We start from the raw sequence: 15,679 nt of genomic DNA, 5'->3' as shown, positions 1-15,679 counted from the left end.
GTGAGCGCAGAGCTGAGTCACCATGACGTCATCCGCGTGGCCGGGGCGCGGGAGAACAATCTCAAGGGCTTCAGCCTCGAGATTCCCAAACGGGCGCTGACAGTCTTCACCGGGGTCTCCGGCTCGGGGAAGTCCTCGCTGGTCTTCGGCACGATCGCCGCCGAATCACAGCGGATGATCAACGAGACCTACAGCGCCTTCCTGCAGGGGTTCATGCCCAGCCTGAATCGTCCGGATGTCGACGAGCTCCAGGGGCTGACCGCTGCGATCGTGGTGGACCAGGAACGCCTCGGCGCCAATGTGCGCTCCACGGTCGGCACCGTCACCGATGTCTACACCCTGCTGCGGATCCTCTTCAGCCGTGTCGGGGAGCCGCATATCGGCTCGCCGCAGGCCTTCTCCTTCAACGTGGCAAGCATGAGCGGAGCCGGTGCCGTGACCTTCGAGCGCGGCAGGGAGAAGACCAAGGAACGCCGGGAGTTCAGCATCACCGGGGGCATGTGCTCCCGCTGTGAGGGTCGCGGTCAGATCAATGACATCGATGTCTCCCAGCTGATCGACGAGTCGCTCTCGCTCAACGCCGGCGCCATCACCGTGCCCGGCTATAAGGCCGGCGGGTGGTCGGTGAAGTTCTACGCCGAATCAGGATTCTTCGATCCTGATAAGCCGGTGCGGGACTACACCGAGCAGGAGCGCCATGATCTGCTCCACCGGGAGGCGGAGAAGGTCAAGATGAGCGGGGTCAATATGACCTATCAGGGCCTCGGGCCTCAGGTGCGAAAGTCCATGCTCTCCAAAGACCGCGAAGCCATGCAGTCCCACATCAAGGCCTTCGTGGACCGGGCAGTGACCTTCGTGACCTGCCCCGAATGCGACGGAACGAGGTTGAGCGAGCTCACCCGCTCGGTCACCGTTCAGGGGATCAACATCGCCGAGGTCTGCGCCTTGGAGCTGAGCGATCTCGCCGACTGGCTGCGCACCCTGGATGAACCGGGAGTGGCCCCGCTGCGCAACTCTCTGCTGGAGACGGTGGAGCACTTCGTCGAGATCGGCCTGGGGTATCTGAGCCTGGACCGTCCTGCCGGGACACTCTCCGGTGGTGAGGCGCAGCGGGTGAAGATGATCCGACACCTCGGTTCGGCGCTGACCGACATCACCTATGTCTTCGACGAGCCCACCATCGGACTGCACCCGCACGACATCGCGCGGATGAACCAGATGCTGCTGCGCCTGCGGGACAAGGGCAACACCGTCCTGGTCGTGGAGCACAAGCCCGAGACCATCGAGATCGCCGATCATGTGGTGGACCTGGGGCCGCGCGCAGGGGAGGACGGCGGCGAGCTGTGCTTCGAAGGCACGGTGGCGGAGCTTCGTGCATCCGACACGCTCACCGGCCGACACCTGGACTACCGCGCGCAGGTCAAAGACCGAGTGCGCGAGCCTGACGGGGCGATCAAGGTCCGCGGGGCGCAGGCCAACAACCTGCAGCACGTGGATGTCGACATCCCCACCGGCGTGCTCACCGTGGTCACCGGCGTGGCCGGCTCGGGAAAGTCCACGCTGATCGAGGGCAGCCTGGCCGGGCGTGAGGGCGTCGCGTTCATCGATCAGACCGGGATCAAAGGTTCCTCCCGCTCCAACCCAGCGACCTACACGGGACTGCTCGAACCCATCCGCAAGGCCTTCGCCAAGGCCAACGGCGTCAAGCCTGCGCTGTTCAGCGCGAACTCCGAAGGCGCCTGCCCCAGCTGCGGCGGTGCAGGTGTGATCTACACCGAACTGGGCGTGATGGAGACCGTGGCGAGCCCCTGCGAGGAGTGCGAGGGTCGGCGCTTCCGCAACGAGGTGCTCGAGTACACACTCGGAGACGAGGAGAGCGGGGCCAAGAACATCAGCGAAGTCCTCAACCTCTCCGTGGACCAGGCTCTCGAGTTCTTCGCCGCCGGAGCCGCCCGACTGCCGGCCGCGTCAAAGATCCTGACCCGATTGAGCGACGTCGGGCTGGGCTACCTGCGGCTGGGTCAGCGGCTGAACACGCTCTCCGGCGGTGAGCGTCAGCGCATCAAGCTTGCCACCAGGATGTCAGACCCAGGAGGGGTCTATGTGCTGGACGAGCCCACCACCGGGCTGCACCTGGCGGACGTGGAGAACCTGCTCGCGCTGCTCGACCGGCTGGTCGACTCCGGAACCTCGGTGGTGGTGATCGAGCATCATCAGGCGGTGATGGCGCACGCCGACTGGATCATCGACCTGGGGCCCGGAGCAGGCACCGACGGCGGCCGTGTGGTCTTCACCGGCACCCCGGGAGATCTCATCTCCGAGGCCTCCACGCTCACCGCAGAGCATCTGGCGCGGTACGTGGCCGGGTGACCCCGATGACGACCACCGCCACCAGGATCAGCAGCACCGAGAGCGCGACGGCGGCGTCGGGGTCCGTCTCGCGCTGCAGGTAGATCTCCAGCGGCAGCGTGCGGGTGACCCCCTGCAGGCTGCCGGCGAAGGCGATGGTCGCGCCGAACTCGCCGAGTGATCGAGCGAAGGCCAGCACGACCCCCGAGGCCAGGCCCGGGGTGATCAGCGGAAGCACGATGCTGCGCAGCAGCTGGGTCGGCCCGGCGCCGTCGACGACGGCGGCCTCCACCACCTCCTTCTGCACTCCTCGGATCGCCGCCTCCACGGCGATGACCATGAAGGGCAGCGAGACGAAGGTCTGCGCGAGCACCACCGCGGCGGTGGAGAACGCGACTTGCACACCGAGGATCTCCAGGCTCTGCCCCAGCAGACCCTGACGCCCGAAGGTGGTCAGCAGGGCGATCCCGCCGATGACCGGGGGCAGCACCAGGGGCAGCAGGATCAGAGTGCGCAGCACCCCGCTGCCCGGAAACCTGTATTGGGCGAGCATCAGGGCCAGCGGCACTCCGAGGATCACGCACAGCGCGGTGGCCAGCAGCGCCGTACGCAGACTCAGCCAGAGCGCGGCCAGAGCCCCGGGAGAGCTCAGCAGGGAGGGAAGCTCCGCAAGATCGACCCGGGTCAGCAGCGCGACGATGGGCAGCAGGATGAACAGGGCGCCGAGCGCGGCCGGGAGCAGGACCCAGCGCGGCATGATCACGGTGGGTCGCCGGCTCATTCGGAGTCTCCTGGGGAGAAGCCGGCCTCGCGCAGCGGCTGCTGCCCGGCTTCGCTGAGCAGGAAGTCGATGAAGTCCCGGGCAGCATCTGGGTGTGCGGAGCCCTGCAGAACGGCTGCGGGGTAGCGGTTGGGATGGGCCTCGGCCCCCTCGATCTCCACGGAGTCCACCTGATCTCCGGCGCGAAGCACGTCGGTGGAGTAGACCAGACCGGCGTCGGCCTCTGCGCTGCTGACCTTGCCCAGCACATCGGTGACCGCGAGCTCCTCGCTGACCGGATCCAGCGTGACTTCAGCGGCGTCGGCTGCCTGTTGGGCGGCTGCACCGCAGGGCACCTGCTCGGCGCAGACCACCAGGGTGGGGGAGGAGCCGCCGGAGTCCGCTGCGGAGGTGTCGAGGTCTTGCAGCGATCGGATCCGTGCCGGGTTACCGGCAGGGACCGCGATCACCAGGGTGTTCGTCGCGATGTCCCGGGTGGGCGGTGAGATCAGCTCGGCCGAGACGGCACGTTCCATGGTCTGTTCATCGGCGGGGATGAACACGTCGGCCGGCGCTCCCTGCTCCAGCTGGGCGAGCAGACCCGCCGAGCCTGCGGAGCTGATCTCCACATCCACCCCGGAGGCGGCCGCGTAGTCATCGGCCACGGCGGTCATCACCTCATCCAGGGAGGCGGCGGCGAAGACGGTGATCTGGGCTGCCGATGTTTCGTCGTCGGTGGCGTGACCGCCACCGGCGTTCGGAGCCGGGGTGCAGCCCGGGAGCACCAGCAGCGCCGCTGCGAGGAGTCCGGCTGAGCTGCGCATAGGGGTTGAGTCTATAGGCTGGACGGATGCTGCCTTCGAAGAGATCACAGGTGCCCGGTTTCGAAGTGATGAGCATCCTGGGTCGGATCGACGCCATGCGCGCCGAGGGCCGGGATGTGGTCTCGCTGACCGCAGGAGAGCCCGGATCCGGTGCCCCGGTGGGGGTGAATCAGGCCGCGGCGCAGATCCACGCGAACAACACTGTGTTGAACTACACGGCCGCGATGGGGATCATGCCGCTGCGAGAGGCGATCGCTGAGCACTACCGGCGCTGGTATGGAGTCAGCGTGCCGGTGGAGCGGATCGCCGTGACCACCGGCTCCTCGGGTGCCTTCATGCTCAGCTTTCTTGCGGCCTTCGACCCGGGGGACCGGGTGGCGCTGGCCCGGCCCGGCTACCCGGCCTACCGCAACATCCTCACCGCCCTGGGCATCGAGGTGGTGGACCTCGACTGTGGCCCGGCGGAGCGCTTCCAGCCCACTGTGGCCCAGCTCGAGGCGCAGCGCCGTTCCGGCGGGCTGGCCGGGGTCATCCTCGCCTCTCCGGCGAACCCCACCGGCACCATGATCGACCGCGAGAAGCTGACCACACTCTCCGGCTGGTGCGCAGAGCATGAGGTGCAGCTGGTCAGCGATGAGATCTACCACGGCATCAGCTTCGGCGCCGAGAATGTCAGCGCCAGTGAGATCGATGCACGCGCTGTGGTCATCTCCTCGTTCTCCAAGTACTGGGGGATGCCCGGCTGGCGACTGGGCTGGATGGTGCTGCCCGAGCATCTGGTGGACCCGGTCTCCAGGCTCGCCGGCAATGTCGCGCTGTGCCCTCCGCATGCGACCCAGCTGGCCGCCGTCGAAGCGTTCACCCCGGAATCGCTGAGCTTCGCCGCCGGTCAGGTCCACGGCTACGCGGCAGCGCGCCAGGTGGTGCTCTCCCAGCTCGGCGACCTGGGCTGGGGCGAGGTCGCCCCGGCCGACGGGGCGTTCTATGTGTATGCGCATCTCGGGGCGCAGCTTGATCGATTCGGGAATTCGACTGCCTACTGCCAGGCGCTCCTGGAGGAGGCAGGTGTGGCCATCGTGCCCGGCACAGATTTCGATCCGGTGGCCGGGGCCCAATGGGTCCGACTGAGCCTGGCCCCCGGCGAACCTGCGGTTGCCGAGGGGATCCGACGGATCCTGCAGTTCCAGCAAGGCCATGCTCAGCCGGAGAGGATCAGCTGACCCGGAACTCGATCCGGTGATGGCCGGTGGCCGAGCCCGGGATCGAGTCGCGGCGCTCGCCGGTCTGCACCTCGCCTTCCGCGTTGATCGCGCGCACCGTCACCGAGTGTCGTCCCGAGTCGACGTCGGCGAAGGTGTGCTTCCACTGCCGCCAGGTATCGGTGTTGACCTCTGCGGCCAGCTCGACTGATTCCCAGTCGCCGTCGTCGAGGCGGACCTCGACGGTCTCCACTCCGACGTGCTGGGCCCAGGCACTGCCCGCCACGACGAGCTCCTCTCCGGCCACCTCTGCCAGTGGCTTGGGAACATCGATGCGTGAGGCGACCAGGACCGGTCCGCGTGCATTCCAGCCGCGATCTGTCCAGTAGGCGGTCTGCTCGTCGAAGCGGGTGAGTTCCAGCTCGGTGACCCATTTGGTGGCGGAGACGAAGCCGTACAGACCGGGCACCACGAGTCGGGCGGGATAGCCATGCTGGGCCGGCAGAGGTTCGCCGTTCATGCCCACTGCCAGCAGGGACTCGCGGTCCTCGTCGGTGAGGACCTCCAGCGGAGTCGACGCCGTCCATCCGTCCACCGAGCGGGAGAGCACCATGTCAGCATCACCCGTCGGGCGGGCTCGGGCGAGCAGCTCATGGATCGGGTAGCCCAGCCATGTCGCATTGCCGACCAGGTCACCACCTACCGGGTTCGAGACGCAGGTCAGCGTGATGTGATGCTCCTCGAGCGGAAGCTCCAGAAGTTCGTTCATATCGATGGTGACCTCCTCCTCGACCATGCCGTGGATGCGCAGGGTCCAGTCCTCTGGGGCCAGCTCGGGGACCGCCAGGGCGGTGTCGATCCGGTAGAAGCTGTCATTGGGAGTGACGAACGGGGGGACGCCCTCAACGCCGATGCTGGCGGCCTCGGGGATCGCAGCCGCGGGCACAGCTGGGGAGGGAAGGACCAGCTGTGCCGCAGCGGAACCGATGTCTCGGCCGAAGGCATTGACCGATCGACCGAAGGCGATGGAACCCGCAGCGATGGCGGTTCCGGCGGCTGCAAGACCGATGAATCGGCGTCGCGAATGGGCAGATTCCTCCGCGCGGGACCGACCCGAGCGGGTCTCCAGGTCATGGGGGGCAGGGTGCGCGTCGCCTGGACGCAGCCAGCCCGTGGCAGCGCCACCGAGCAGCAGCAGAGCTAGCAGCCCCAGCCCCGCGCCGATGAGCGTGGGGACGGCGTCGACCGCCGAGTTCTCCGGGCGCATCAAGACCGCTGCCAGCAGGATGAGAGCCACCAGGCTGAAGGCTCCCAGTGCGAGCTTCATGCGTGATCGTGCCAGCACCCCGATCAGTGCGGCGACGACGGTGCCGACCACACCCATGCTGATGTAGAGCACCAGTTTGTCGCTGTTGCCGAAGGCCGAGATGGCGAACTCCTGCAGCCAGCTCGGAGAGAGCCTGATGACCGCCTGGCCGAGCGCGACGAGCGTCGAGGAGGTCGGCCCGAAGAGGCGCGAGACCAGGTCGGCCACCCCCAGGAAGAGGGCTGCTGCGAGGACGCCGGCCAACGCATGGGGGATCAGACGCAGCAGTCGCTGGCCCGGGCCATAGTGGGCCTGGTCTGGGTGCTTGCGTGCGGTCTGTGTCATGTCTGCTTATTCGGAGTGAAGGGCCCCGCTGGATGGGTCCTGGCGCAGAAACTTTCAGCCAGGGTGCTGCGGATCAGAGGTCCGCGAGGAGCACCGGCTCGGTGGTGGGCTCGTCGGAGCCGCCAGCCGGCTCGACCGTCACGCCGAAGGTCATCCCCTCGTCCATGGCCACCTCGGTGATCATCTCCGTACGGGTGCCGCTCATGAGGCCTGCGCTGCGTGGGCCGGCCTCGTCGATCAGCCAGAGCTGCATGGTCTGATCCTCGGGCAGCTCCGGCATGTCATGCGGGGTCAGGTGCAGCATCTGCTCGGAGACCGAGTAGGCCAGGGTCACGCGACCGCCCACGGTTGCCTCAGCCTCGGTGAAGGAGAGATCGGAGGCGGCGAGCAGCCGCTCGGCGCGCTCGGCCTGGGCCTCGGCGACGGTGAGCGACTCTTCCATGTCGGTGGTGTCCTGCTGCTGGTTCACCAGCACACCAGCCAGGACCGCAGAGAGCAGAAGCAGCGTGGAGGCCGCCAGCGCGAAGAGCGTCGTCGTCGGCCGGCGTCGAGTCCGTCGTGCGGATTCAGGCGTGGCTGCGGACTCGCTGTTGGTCGTCGGCACTGGGCCGCCGCTCTGCGCGTCAGAGCGCGACGCACTGTGATGCTCGGGTGCAGGGTGGGACTGGGAAGTCTGGTGAAGCTGTGACGTGCGACGCTGCTGTTCCAGCCGGGGGATCGCCAGGATCCTGGCCTCGACCTCGGCGCTCGGCGCAATGGCGTCATCGGACTCGGCAAGCAGCCCCATCGTCTCGCGGAAAGACTGCACCTCGTCGGCGAACTCAGGATCTGTGGCCTCGAGCGCACGAGCCTCGAGCAGCTCTTCCTCGGCCAGGGTGCCCAGCGCGCAGCCGGCTGCCAGGTATTCACGATCGGCGTTCATCCGGCACCCCCTAGCTGGGCTCTGAGTCTCTGCATTCCGTCACGAATTCGAGACTTCACGGTCCCCAGCGGCACTTCGAGCCGCCGGGATATCTCGGAATGAGACAATTCTTGATAATAAGCCATCGCAATTGCGGTGGCCTGGTCTTCGGGAAGGGCGCGAAGCGCGGTCTGCGCGCGCGCCGCCTCCACCTGGATGAGGACCGAGTCTTGGACATCCGGCTCATACTCATGAGCCTCCTTCACCCCCTGGGTGAAGTCCCTGTTCTGCTGCGCCTGTACTGCGCGGACCCGGTCGATGGCCCGACGGCGGCACATGGTGGTCAGCCAGGCCCGGCCGCTGCCAGCCTGGGGCCGGTAGCTGTGACAGTTGACCCAGACCTCGGTGAAGATCTCCTGGAGAACTTCCTCCGCCAGCGATCTATTCCGCAGCACTCTCAGCGCTGTGGCCAGGAGGATGGAACTCTGCTCGCGGTAGAGCTGCTCGAAGGCCTGTTCATCTCCGCGCTGAATCCTCAGCAGAAGCTCTCGGCATGAATCCGAGGACGCATGCACAGGCTCTCCGCCGTCAGCGGCTGAACCGGTGGTGCCCATGTCATGCATCCCCATAGGATGCCACACCCCGGGGAGTGTCTTCTGCATCCACACGGCACCGGCTGCGCCTGACTCAGGGTTGTGAAAGAGCAATGGCGGCGCCGACACCCTGTCCTGCAGGTGGGTGCCGGACGCCGCCGTCGCTCATCACAGTGCGTTGATCACAACGCGTCAGGAACGGTCAGCAGCGACCGCGCCCGGTGCGGATCACTCCTCTGCTGCCTCGGGCATCAGAACAGCGTCCACCATGTAGACAGTGGCGTTGGCGGTCTGGACGCCGCCGCAGACGAGGCCTGCGTCGTCGAACATCAGGTCTTCGCCTTCACCCTCGATGGTCACGGTCGCGCCGTTGACGGTCTCGTGCTCACCGGCGATCTCATCGGGGGACATCTGGCCCTCGATGACGTGGTAGGTCAGCACGTCGGTCAGCATGTCGGCATCCTCGACCACTGCGTTGAGGTCTTCCTCAGGGATGGCTGCGAAAGCATCATCGGTGGGGGCGATCACGGTGAACTCGCCACCGTTGAGGGTGTCGACGAGATCAACATCGGGGTTCAGCTCGCCGGAGACTGCTGAGGTCAGCGTGGTCAGCATCGGGTTGTTCGAGGCTGCGGTGGCCACTGGGTCTTCTGCCATTCCGCCGACGGAGCCGTCACCCTCGGGGACTTCCTCGGCATATGCCTCACAGGAGGCGCCGACCAGGTTCGCCATGGGATCGGACTCGTCCATGGACTCTTCGTCCATAGGCTCTTCCGACTCCATCGACTCTTCGTCCATGGACTCTTCGTCCATCGGAGCCTCTGACTCCATCGTCTCTTCTTCGCTCATCTCAGCGCCGGTGTCCTCGGCGGGCTCCTCGGAGTCGCCGCAGGCGGTCAGGCCCAGCAGGGCGACCATGCCGATTCCGAGCAGGGAAGTTGTCTTGCGCATCTCGGTCTTCATGACTGAATCTCCTGTTGATCGCACTTTGGTCTAGGGCATGACATCTGATCGTTGTCTCAACCAGGTCATGTGCTTAGAGTTCGGAGCAGCCTCAGGATCGGATGGGAAGAATCTGAAATTGTTTTCCCCAGCCCGCCGAATCGGGCGAGTGCGTGGTTCAGTCCTTGGCGTCTTTCGTGGTTCCGGCATTCTCCGCGTCGGCCAGGATGCGAGCCGCCATCTTTTGGAAGATGATCGCGTGGAAGGGTGTCACGCCGAGCCAGTAGGCACGTCCGGCGAGGCCCCGGGGGAAGAAGATCGCGCGCTGTCGATACCGGGAGCCGGTCCCCTCGGGCTCCACCATGAACTCCAGCCAGGCCTGTCCCGGGACCTTCATCTCGGCGCGCAGCCGCAGCAGCCGACCGCGCTGGAGCTCCTCCACCCGCCACCAGTCGAGGGTGTCCCCGAGAGCAAGCTCTCCGCGGCTGCGCCGGCCACGTCCCAGTCCGACTCCGCCGACGAGCTTGTCGGCGAGTCCACGCAGCGCCCAGGCGCGGGAGAGCGAGAAGTACCCGGTCTCGCCGCCGATCCCCTCGATGACGGCGAAGACCGCCTCAGGGGAGGCGGTGGAGAGCCGCTCTCGCTCGTCCACCAGCACCGACCGACCGGTCCAGTCGGGGTCCGAGGGCAGTGACTCTGAGGGCACGTCCAGCGGGTGTGCCGCGGCCCAGGTGGTCTCCACCCGGTCGGCCGAGATCTTGTCCAGGGCCAGCCGCACAGAAGTCTCATAGTCGGTCAGTCCCTCCTCAGGAGGGGCGATGATGTCGTCGATGATCTTGTCCTTGACCACGCAGTCGTGCTGCAGGGACTCCACGAGAGGGATGGCCAGGGTGCGCGGGATCGGCGTGACCAGGTTCACCCACTGGGCGGCCAGCCACGGGGTCAGCACCGGCAGCGGGATCACGCGCGGCTCGTTGAGCTCGGCCGTGCGGGCATAGATCTTCATCAGCTGTGCGTAGCTGTGCACATCGGGTCCGCCGATGTCGGCGCGGACGCTCGACTCCAGCTCGATGTCCATCGCGCGGGTCAGGTAGTGCAGCGCATCGCGCACCGCGATGGGCTGGATCTGGTTCATCACCCATTTGGGGGCGGGCATCACGGGAAGCACATCGGTGAGGTGGCGGATCATCTCGAAGCTCGCGGAGCCTGAGCCGATCACCAGCCCCGCCTGCAGGGTCAGGGTGGGCACGCCGCTGGACTCGAGCACCTCGCCCACGTGGACGCGGGAGCGCAGGTGGGCGCTGAGCTGACCTTCACGAGCATCGGGGTGCAGCCCGGCGAGATAGACGAGATGGCCGACGCCGGCCTCGCTCGCCGCGGTGCCCAGGACCCGGGCACAGCGCTCGTCGAGCTCCTCGAAGCTGCGGTCGGAGGTCATCGAATGGACCAGGTAATAGGCGGTGTCCGCACCTTCGCAGAGTTCCCTCGCGGCCTCTGGATCGGTGAGGTCTCCCTCGACCACGGTGACCTCGTCACGCCAGGGAACGTCGCGCAGGGCCTCCGCCCGGCGAGTCAGCACACGGACGGTGTGCCCCGCGCGGAGCAGCTGGGGCACCAGCCGTCCTCCGATATATCCGGTCGCTCCGGTCACCGCTGCTGTTCCCATCAGGCACACATCCTCGCTCGGAAGTCTCCGCGGCGGGCAGTCCTGCGTGGGACGCGCCGCGGCACGTCCTGGCCAATCTAACACCGATGCCCCACGCGGATCTGAGGGTGTCAACGCACGCGACGCATACAGCAGGGACAGGCCGTGACTGGCTATGCTCGAGGCATGACCTCAGGCTCGCCCTCGACAGAGGAACACGTTGTTCTCCTTGCGGAGACCGGAGCGGCCATCGGCGTCGCGCCCAAGCGCACGGTGCACACCCAGGACACGCCGCTTCACCTGGGCTTCTCCTGCTATCTCTTTGATGCCGCGGGTCGGCTGCTGCTCAGCCGCCGCGCGCTGAGCAAGGCCACCTGGCCTGGTGTCTGGACCAACAGCTTCTGCGGGCATCCAGCTCGTGACGAGGACCTGGCGCTCGCGGTTCGACGCCGTGCCCTGCAGGAGCTTGGTGCCGAGATCGACGCCGTCCAGGAGGTCCTGCCGGACTTTCGCTACCGCGCCGTCGACGCCAGCGGCGTCGTGGAGAACGAGATCTGCCCGGTGTTCACCGCTGTCCTCGTCGGCGAGCTGGACCCGGCTGCTGAGGAGGTCAGCCAGTGGCAGTGGGCCGACCCCGAGTCCGTGCAGCGGGCAGCGGCCGAGACCCCCTTCGCGTTCAGCCCCTGGATGGTGGAGCAGCTGCCGGAGCTGAAGGCAGCGGGCTGGGGCGTCCCCGGGTGAGCGCATCGACGGATCCTGCCGAACAGTTCACCTCCACCGCGCGCGCCGCGGCGGACCGCGTGATCTCCTCCTACTCGACCTCCTTCGGACTCGCCACCCGACTGCTGGGTGCGCGTCACCGCAGCCATGTTCGCAGCATCTACGCGCTGGTCCGGGTCGCCGACGAGGTGGTGGACGGAGCCGCCACGGCGGCCGGTCTGGACGCCGAGGCCAAGGAGCAGGCGCTGGAACGCTATGCGGAGGAGACGATGGCCGCGCTGCGCCGCGGGTACAGCACGGATCTGGTCGTCCATGCCTTTGCCCGCACCGCGCTCGAGGCGCAGATCGGGCCGGAGCTGATTGACCCGTTCTTCGACTCGATGCGCGCCGACCTCTCGCCCGCGACCTACAACCCTTCCGAACACTCCCGCTACGTCTTCGGCTCGGCCGAGGTGATCGGCCTGATGTGCCTGCAGGTCTTCCTGCGTGAGGAAGAACGCAGCCCCGCGCAGCGCGCGATCCTGGTCACCGGAGCCCGCCAGCTCGGCGCCGCCTTCCAGAACATCAACTTCCTGCGCGATCTCGCCGAGGACACCTCCGAGCTGGGCCGGGACTACCTCGGCGGGGGCGCCGGGCTGACGGAGGCCCAGCGGGATGAATGGGTGGAGACCGTCCGGGACCAGCTTCAGGACGCCCGCGCGGCGATGCCGCTGCTGCCCCGGGATGCCCGCACTGCCGTGCGCAGCGCCTGCTCGCTCTTCGAGGCCCTGCTGGAGAAGGTCGCCGCCACCGAGGTGAGCGAGCTCTACGAGACCCGAGTCAGGGTGTCCAATGTCCGCAAAGCGGGCCTGGCCCTGCGCTCGGTCCTGACCACACGACTGGAGTCCTTCTGATGCCTCGCACCCTAGTGATCGGCGCCGGCGTCGCCGGACTCGCGACCGCCGCCCTGCTGGCCCGGGAGGGTCATGAGGTCACGGTGCTGGAGAAGGGCACCCGGACCGGAGGACGTGCCGGCGTGCTGGAGCGCAATGGCTTCCAGTTCGACACCGGGCCCTCCTGGTATCTGATGCCCTCGGTGTTCGAGCACTTCTACAACCTGCTGGGCACGACGACGCAGGAGCAGCTCACCCTGGTGGACCTGGACCCCGCGTATCGCGTGTACTCCGAGCCCGAACCTGGCAGCGCGGCCCCTCACCCGGTGGACCTCCCGCGCGGGGCCGATCGCGTCCGCCAGCTCTTCGAGGAGCTGGAGCCGGGCAGCGGCCCCGCGCTGGACCGCTATATCGCCTCGGCCAAGCGGACCACCGACATCGCCGAGCGGCGCTTCCTCTACAACCCCTTCAAGCGGCTGAACAACCTGGCGGTGCCGGAGGTGCTTGCCGCCGGTCCGGAGCTGGCCCGGCTGCTGCTGACCTCGCTGGAACGCTACGTGGAGCGTCGATTCAGCCATCCGGTGCTGCGTCAGATCCTCGGCTACCCCGCGGTCTTCCTGGGCACTCGGCCGCAGGACGCTCCAGCGATGTACCACCTGATGAGCGCCCTGGACCTGGACGACGGGGTCCGCTACCCGCTGGGCGGATTCTGGGAGGTCCTTGCCAGCTTCCGCCGGCTCGCCGAGGAGGCCGGAGCGCAGATCATCACCGGCGCGGAGGTCACCGAGATCGTCACGGCGCCCGCGCGACGTCGTCGTCTCGGGCGTGGTCCTCGGCGGGTGGCCACCGGGGTGCGCTGGCGCGACGAGCACGGGGTGGTCCATGCCGAGCAGGCGGATCATGTGGTCTCTGCCGCGGACCTGCACCACACCGAGACCGCGCTCCTCGGGGAAGCGGATCGAAGCTATCCGGAGTCCTGGTGGGAGAAGGTCACCAGTGGACCGGGTGCGGTGCTGGTGATGCTGGGAGTGCGCGGAGAGCTTCCCGAGCTGGCCCACCATTCGCTGTTCTTCACCCGAGACTGGACCGCGAACTTCGAGTCCATCTTCGGCGCGCATCCGAGCGTGCCCACCCCTGCGTCCTCCTATGTCTGCCGGGCAAGTGCCAGCGAACCCGGGCTGGCCCCAGAGGATCATGAGAACCTCTTCGTGTTGGTGCCCGTCCCGGCGGACGTCTCGCTGGGACACGGTGGAGCCGAGGGACAGGGTGACCCCGCAGTCGAGCAGGTCGCCCAGGCCGCCATCGAGCAGATCGGCCAGTGGGCCGGCATCGACGATTTCGAAGACCGGATCGTGCTGCGCGAGACCATCGGCCCGGCCGACTTCGCGGGGGACTACAACTCCTGGCGCGGCTCGGTGCTCGGCCAGGCGCACACGCTGCGGCAGTCGGCCATGTTCCGCCCGCAGAACACCTCCGCCAAGGTGAGTGGCCTCTACTACGCCGGTGGCACCGTGGCTCCGGGCATCGGCGTGCCGATGTGCCTGATCAGCGCCGAGCTGGTGCTCAAACACATGCGCCGGGACTACAGCGCCGGTCCGCTGCGCACGGAGCCTCAGCGCACCGCACGTCAGAGCACCGGCTCGCGCGCCGACGGCGCGGGGGACTGAGCGTGTCCTACCTGTACCTGGCGGGATTGCTGCTTGCGGCCGCCTGCATGCTGCTGATCGATCGCCGGTTCCAGCTCTTCTTCTTCCGTGACCCGCGGGTGGCTGCGGTGGTGACCGTGATCGGCGTCGTCTTCTTCCTGCTATGGGACTTCGCCGGAATCGGACTCGGAATCTTCCTGGTCGGCCACAGCGCCTACATGACCGGGATCATGCTCGCCCCGGAGATGCCGCTGGAGGAGCCGGTGTTCCTCGCGTTCCTGAGCCTGTGCACGATGATCCTCTACACCGGGGCGGCCAGGCTGCTGGACGCCCGCAGCGCGGCGACTGCCCGGTCGAGCGCGCCGTCCAGCGGGCAGGGGAAGGCCTAATGGCCTATCTCTGGCTGAGCCTGGCCTTCATGGTGCCCGCGGTCATCGCAGCCGTGGCGCTGCGGCATCGGATCCACTGGGCCGCGGTGGGAGCCACGACGCTGGTGCTGCTGATCCTCACAGCGGTCTTCGACAACGTGATCATCGGTCTCGACATCGTGCGCTACGGCCATGAGCACCTGCTCGGGGTGTACCTGTGGCTCGCCCCGATCGAGGACTTCAGCTACTCGCTGGCCGCGGTGCTGCTGCTGCCGGCGCTCTGGCATGTGCTGCGTCGGCGAACCGAGCGGGCCTCCGCCGGGCAGGTGGGCCGATGAACCTGGTCCGTCAGCTGCTGCTCTCCTCGCGACCCTTCAGCTGGATCAACACCGCCTTTCCCTTCGCCGCGGCGTATCTCTATGCCGCACGGGAGATCGACTGGGTGCTGATCCTGGGTGCGCTGTTCTTCCTGGTTCCCTACAACGTCGCGATGTATGGGATCAATGACGTGTTCGACTACGAGTCGGACCTGCGCAATCCTCGCAAGGGTGGGATCGAGGGCGCACTGCTGGCTCCCGCGCTGCACGCCCCGGTGCTGTGGATCTCAGCGCTGAGCACCCTGCCGCCTGCGCTGGCGCTGATGCTCGGCGGCGGGCCCGCCACGTGGGCCGCGATGCTGGTGAGCCTCTTCGCCGTCGCCGCGTATTCGGTGAAGGGGCTGCGATTCAAGGAGCGTCCGTTCCTGGATTCGCTGACCTCCAGCACCCACTTCGTCAGTCCTGCGGTGGTCGGGTTCGCGCTGGCACACGATCGGGTCGGCTACGATCCGGGCGCCACTGTGGTGCTCATCCTGGCGGCCTTCTTCCTCTGGGGCATGGCCGCCCACGCCTTCGGTGCGGTGCAGGACGTGGTGCCAGACCGTGAGGGCGGCATCGCCTCGGTGGCCACAGCGCTTGGGGCGCGCTTCACCGTGCGGATGGCGGTGCTGCTCTGGGCGGCAGCGGGGGTGCTGCTGCTCCTGGGGCAGTGGCCGACCCCGCTGGCGGCAGTGCTGGTGGTGCCCTATATCGCCATCTCGCTGCCCTGGTTCAACGTCACCGATGAGACCTCTGCTGGAGTGAACTCTGCCTGGCGCAGGTTCATCTGGCTGAACTATGCCTGCGGGTTCCTCGCGACGCTGATGCTGATCTGGGTGTGGTGAGGCTGGAT

Annotated in this window: 15 protein-coding genes; 8 read left to right on the top strand and 7 right to left on the bottom strand. The window is 67.5% G+C overall.

The features are described from left to right. Nucleotides 1-2,370, top strand: a complete 2,370-nt coding sequence (locus H4W26_RS06875) for an ATP-binding cassette domain-containing protein (protein WP_192591347.1) — start codon at nucleotides 1-3, stop codon at nucleotides 2,368-2,370. On the opposite strand, the gene H4W26_RS06870 is transcribed toward H4W26_RS06875, so the two are convergent. Together H4W26_RS06870 and modA are read right to left on the bottom strand one after the other, a co-directional pair. Further along, complete coding sequence (locus H4W26_RS06870) at nucleotides 2,333-3,130, bottom strand: ABC transporter permease (RefSeq protein WP_192591346.1); 798 nt, start codon at nucleotides 3,128-3,130, stop codon at nucleotides 2,333-2,335. The two genes, H4W26_RS06875 and H4W26_RS06870, sit on opposite strands and share 38 nt — an antisense overlap. Further along, the gene (gene modA, locus H4W26_RS06865) at nucleotides 3,127-3,933 is read right to left on the bottom strand and encodes a molybdate ABC transporter substrate-binding protein (RefSeq protein WP_192591345.1); all 807 of its coding nucleotides are present in this window, start codon (nucleotides 3,931-3,933) and stop codon (nucleotides 3,127-3,129) included. The genes H4W26_RS06870 and modA overlap by 4 nt, the downstream gene beginning before the upstream one ends. Nucleotides 3,934-3,983: 50 nt before the next feature. On the opposite strand from modA, the gene H4W26_RS06860 reads away from it, so the two are divergent. Next, entirely contained in the window at nucleotides 3,984-5,153 is a 1,170-nt protein-coding gene (locus tag H4W26_RS06860; protein WP_318779795.1) for a pyridoxal phosphate-dependent aminotransferase, read from the top strand. On the opposite strand, the gene H4W26_RS06855 is transcribed toward H4W26_RS06860, so the two are convergent. The 5 genes from H4W26_RS06855 to H4W26_RS06835 all read right to left on the bottom strand — a co-directional run bounded on the left by H4W26_RS06855 (nucleotide 5,146) and on the right by H4W26_RS06835 (nucleotide 10,885). After that, nucleotides 5,146-6,783: a molybdopterin-dependent oxidoreductase gene (locus tag H4W26_RS06855; RefSeq protein ID WP_192591343.1), complete on the bottom strand. Its 1,638-nt coding sequence runs from the start codon at nucleotides 6,781-6,783 to the stop codon at nucleotides 5,146-5,148. The genes H4W26_RS06860 and H4W26_RS06855 overlap by 8 nt on opposite strands. 73 nt (nucleotides 6,784-6,856) lie before the next feature. After that, on the bottom strand, nucleotides 6,857-7,705 hold the full coding sequence (locus H4W26_RS06850) for an anti-sigma factor (RefSeq protein ID WP_192591342.1): 849 nt from the start codon (nucleotides 7,703-7,705) through the stop codon (nucleotides 6,857-6,859). After that, entirely contained in the window at nucleotides 7,702-8,313 is a 612-nt protein-coding gene (locus H4W26_RS06845) for a sigma-70 family RNA polymerase sigma factor (RefSeq protein ID WP_225939623.1), read from the bottom strand. The genes H4W26_RS06850 and H4W26_RS06845 overlap by 4 nt, the downstream gene beginning before the upstream one ends. A 192-nt stretch (nucleotides 8,314-8,505) precedes the next feature. Then, the gene (locus H4W26_RS06840) at nucleotides 8,506-9,240 is read right to left on the bottom strand and encodes a fasciclin domain-containing protein (RefSeq protein ID WP_192591341.1); all 735 of its coding nucleotides are present in this window, start codon (nucleotides 9,238-9,240) and stop codon (nucleotides 8,506-8,508) included. A gap of 157 nt (nucleotides 9,241-9,397) precedes the next feature. Next, nucleotides 9,398-10,885 carry an SDR family oxidoreductase gene (locus tag H4W26_RS06835; RefSeq protein ID WP_192591340.1) on the bottom strand — a complete coding sequence of 496 codons (1,488 nt, stop codon included), beginning with the start codon at nucleotides 10,883-10,885 and terminating at the stop codon, nucleotides 9,398-9,400. 165 nt (nucleotides 10,886-11,050) lie between these two features. On the opposite strand from H4W26_RS06835, the gene idi reads away from it, so the two are divergent. Genes idi through H4W26_RS06805 form a run of 6 tightly spaced genes read left to right on the top strand, consistent with a single transcriptional unit; the run spans nucleotide 11,051 to nucleotide 15,671 of the window. After that, a complete protein-coding gene (idi, locus tag H4W26_RS06830; RefSeq protein ID WP_192591339.1) occupies nucleotides 11,051-11,605 on the top strand; it encodes an isopentenyl-diphosphate Delta-isomerase in 555 nt (184 codons plus the stop codon). Continuing rightward, entirely contained in the window at nucleotides 11,602-12,477 is an 876-nt protein-coding gene (locus tag H4W26_RS06825; RefSeq protein ID WP_192591338.1) for a phytoene/squalene synthase family protein, read from the top strand. The genes idi and H4W26_RS06825 overlap by 4 nt, the downstream gene beginning before the upstream one ends. Next, nucleotides 12,477-14,123: a phytoene desaturase family protein gene (gene crtI, locus H4W26_RS06820; protein ID WP_192591337.1), complete on the top strand. Its 1,647-nt coding sequence runs from the start codon at nucleotides 12,477-12,479 to the stop codon at nucleotides 14,121-14,123. The genes H4W26_RS06825 and crtI overlap by 1 nt, the downstream gene beginning before the upstream one ends. Before the next feature lie 2 nt (nucleotides 14,124-14,125). Then, on the top strand, nucleotides 14,126-14,491 hold the full coding sequence (locus tag H4W26_RS06815; RefSeq protein WP_192591336.1) for a lycopene cyclase domain-containing protein: 366 nt from the start codon (nucleotides 14,126-14,128) through the stop codon (nucleotides 14,489-14,491). After that, nucleotides 14,491-14,808 carry a lycopene cyclase domain-containing protein gene (locus H4W26_RS06810; protein WP_192591335.1) on the top strand — a complete coding sequence of 106 codons (318 nt, stop codon included), beginning with the start codon at nucleotides 14,491-14,493 and terminating at the stop codon, nucleotides 14,806-14,808. The genes H4W26_RS06815 and H4W26_RS06810 overlap by 1 nt, the downstream gene beginning before the upstream one ends. Beyond that, nucleotides 14,805-15,671, top strand: a complete 867-nt coding sequence (locus tag H4W26_RS06805) for a prenyltransferase (RefSeq protein ID WP_192591334.1) — start codon at nucleotides 14,805-14,807, stop codon at nucleotides 15,669-15,671. Before H4W26_RS06810 ends, H4W26_RS06805 begins: the two co-directional genes overlap by 4 nt. The last annotated feature ends 8 nt before the right edge of the window (nucleotides 15,672-15,679 follow it).

Origin of the sequence: Nesterenkonia halotolerans, from assembly GCF_014874065.1 — a bacterium.
GTDB classification, from domain to species: Bacteria; Actinomycetota; Actinomycetes; order Actinomycetales; family Micrococcaceae; genus Nesterenkonia; species Nesterenkonia halotolerans.
This window is presented reverse-complemented; position numbering and strand designations above follow the sequence as displayed.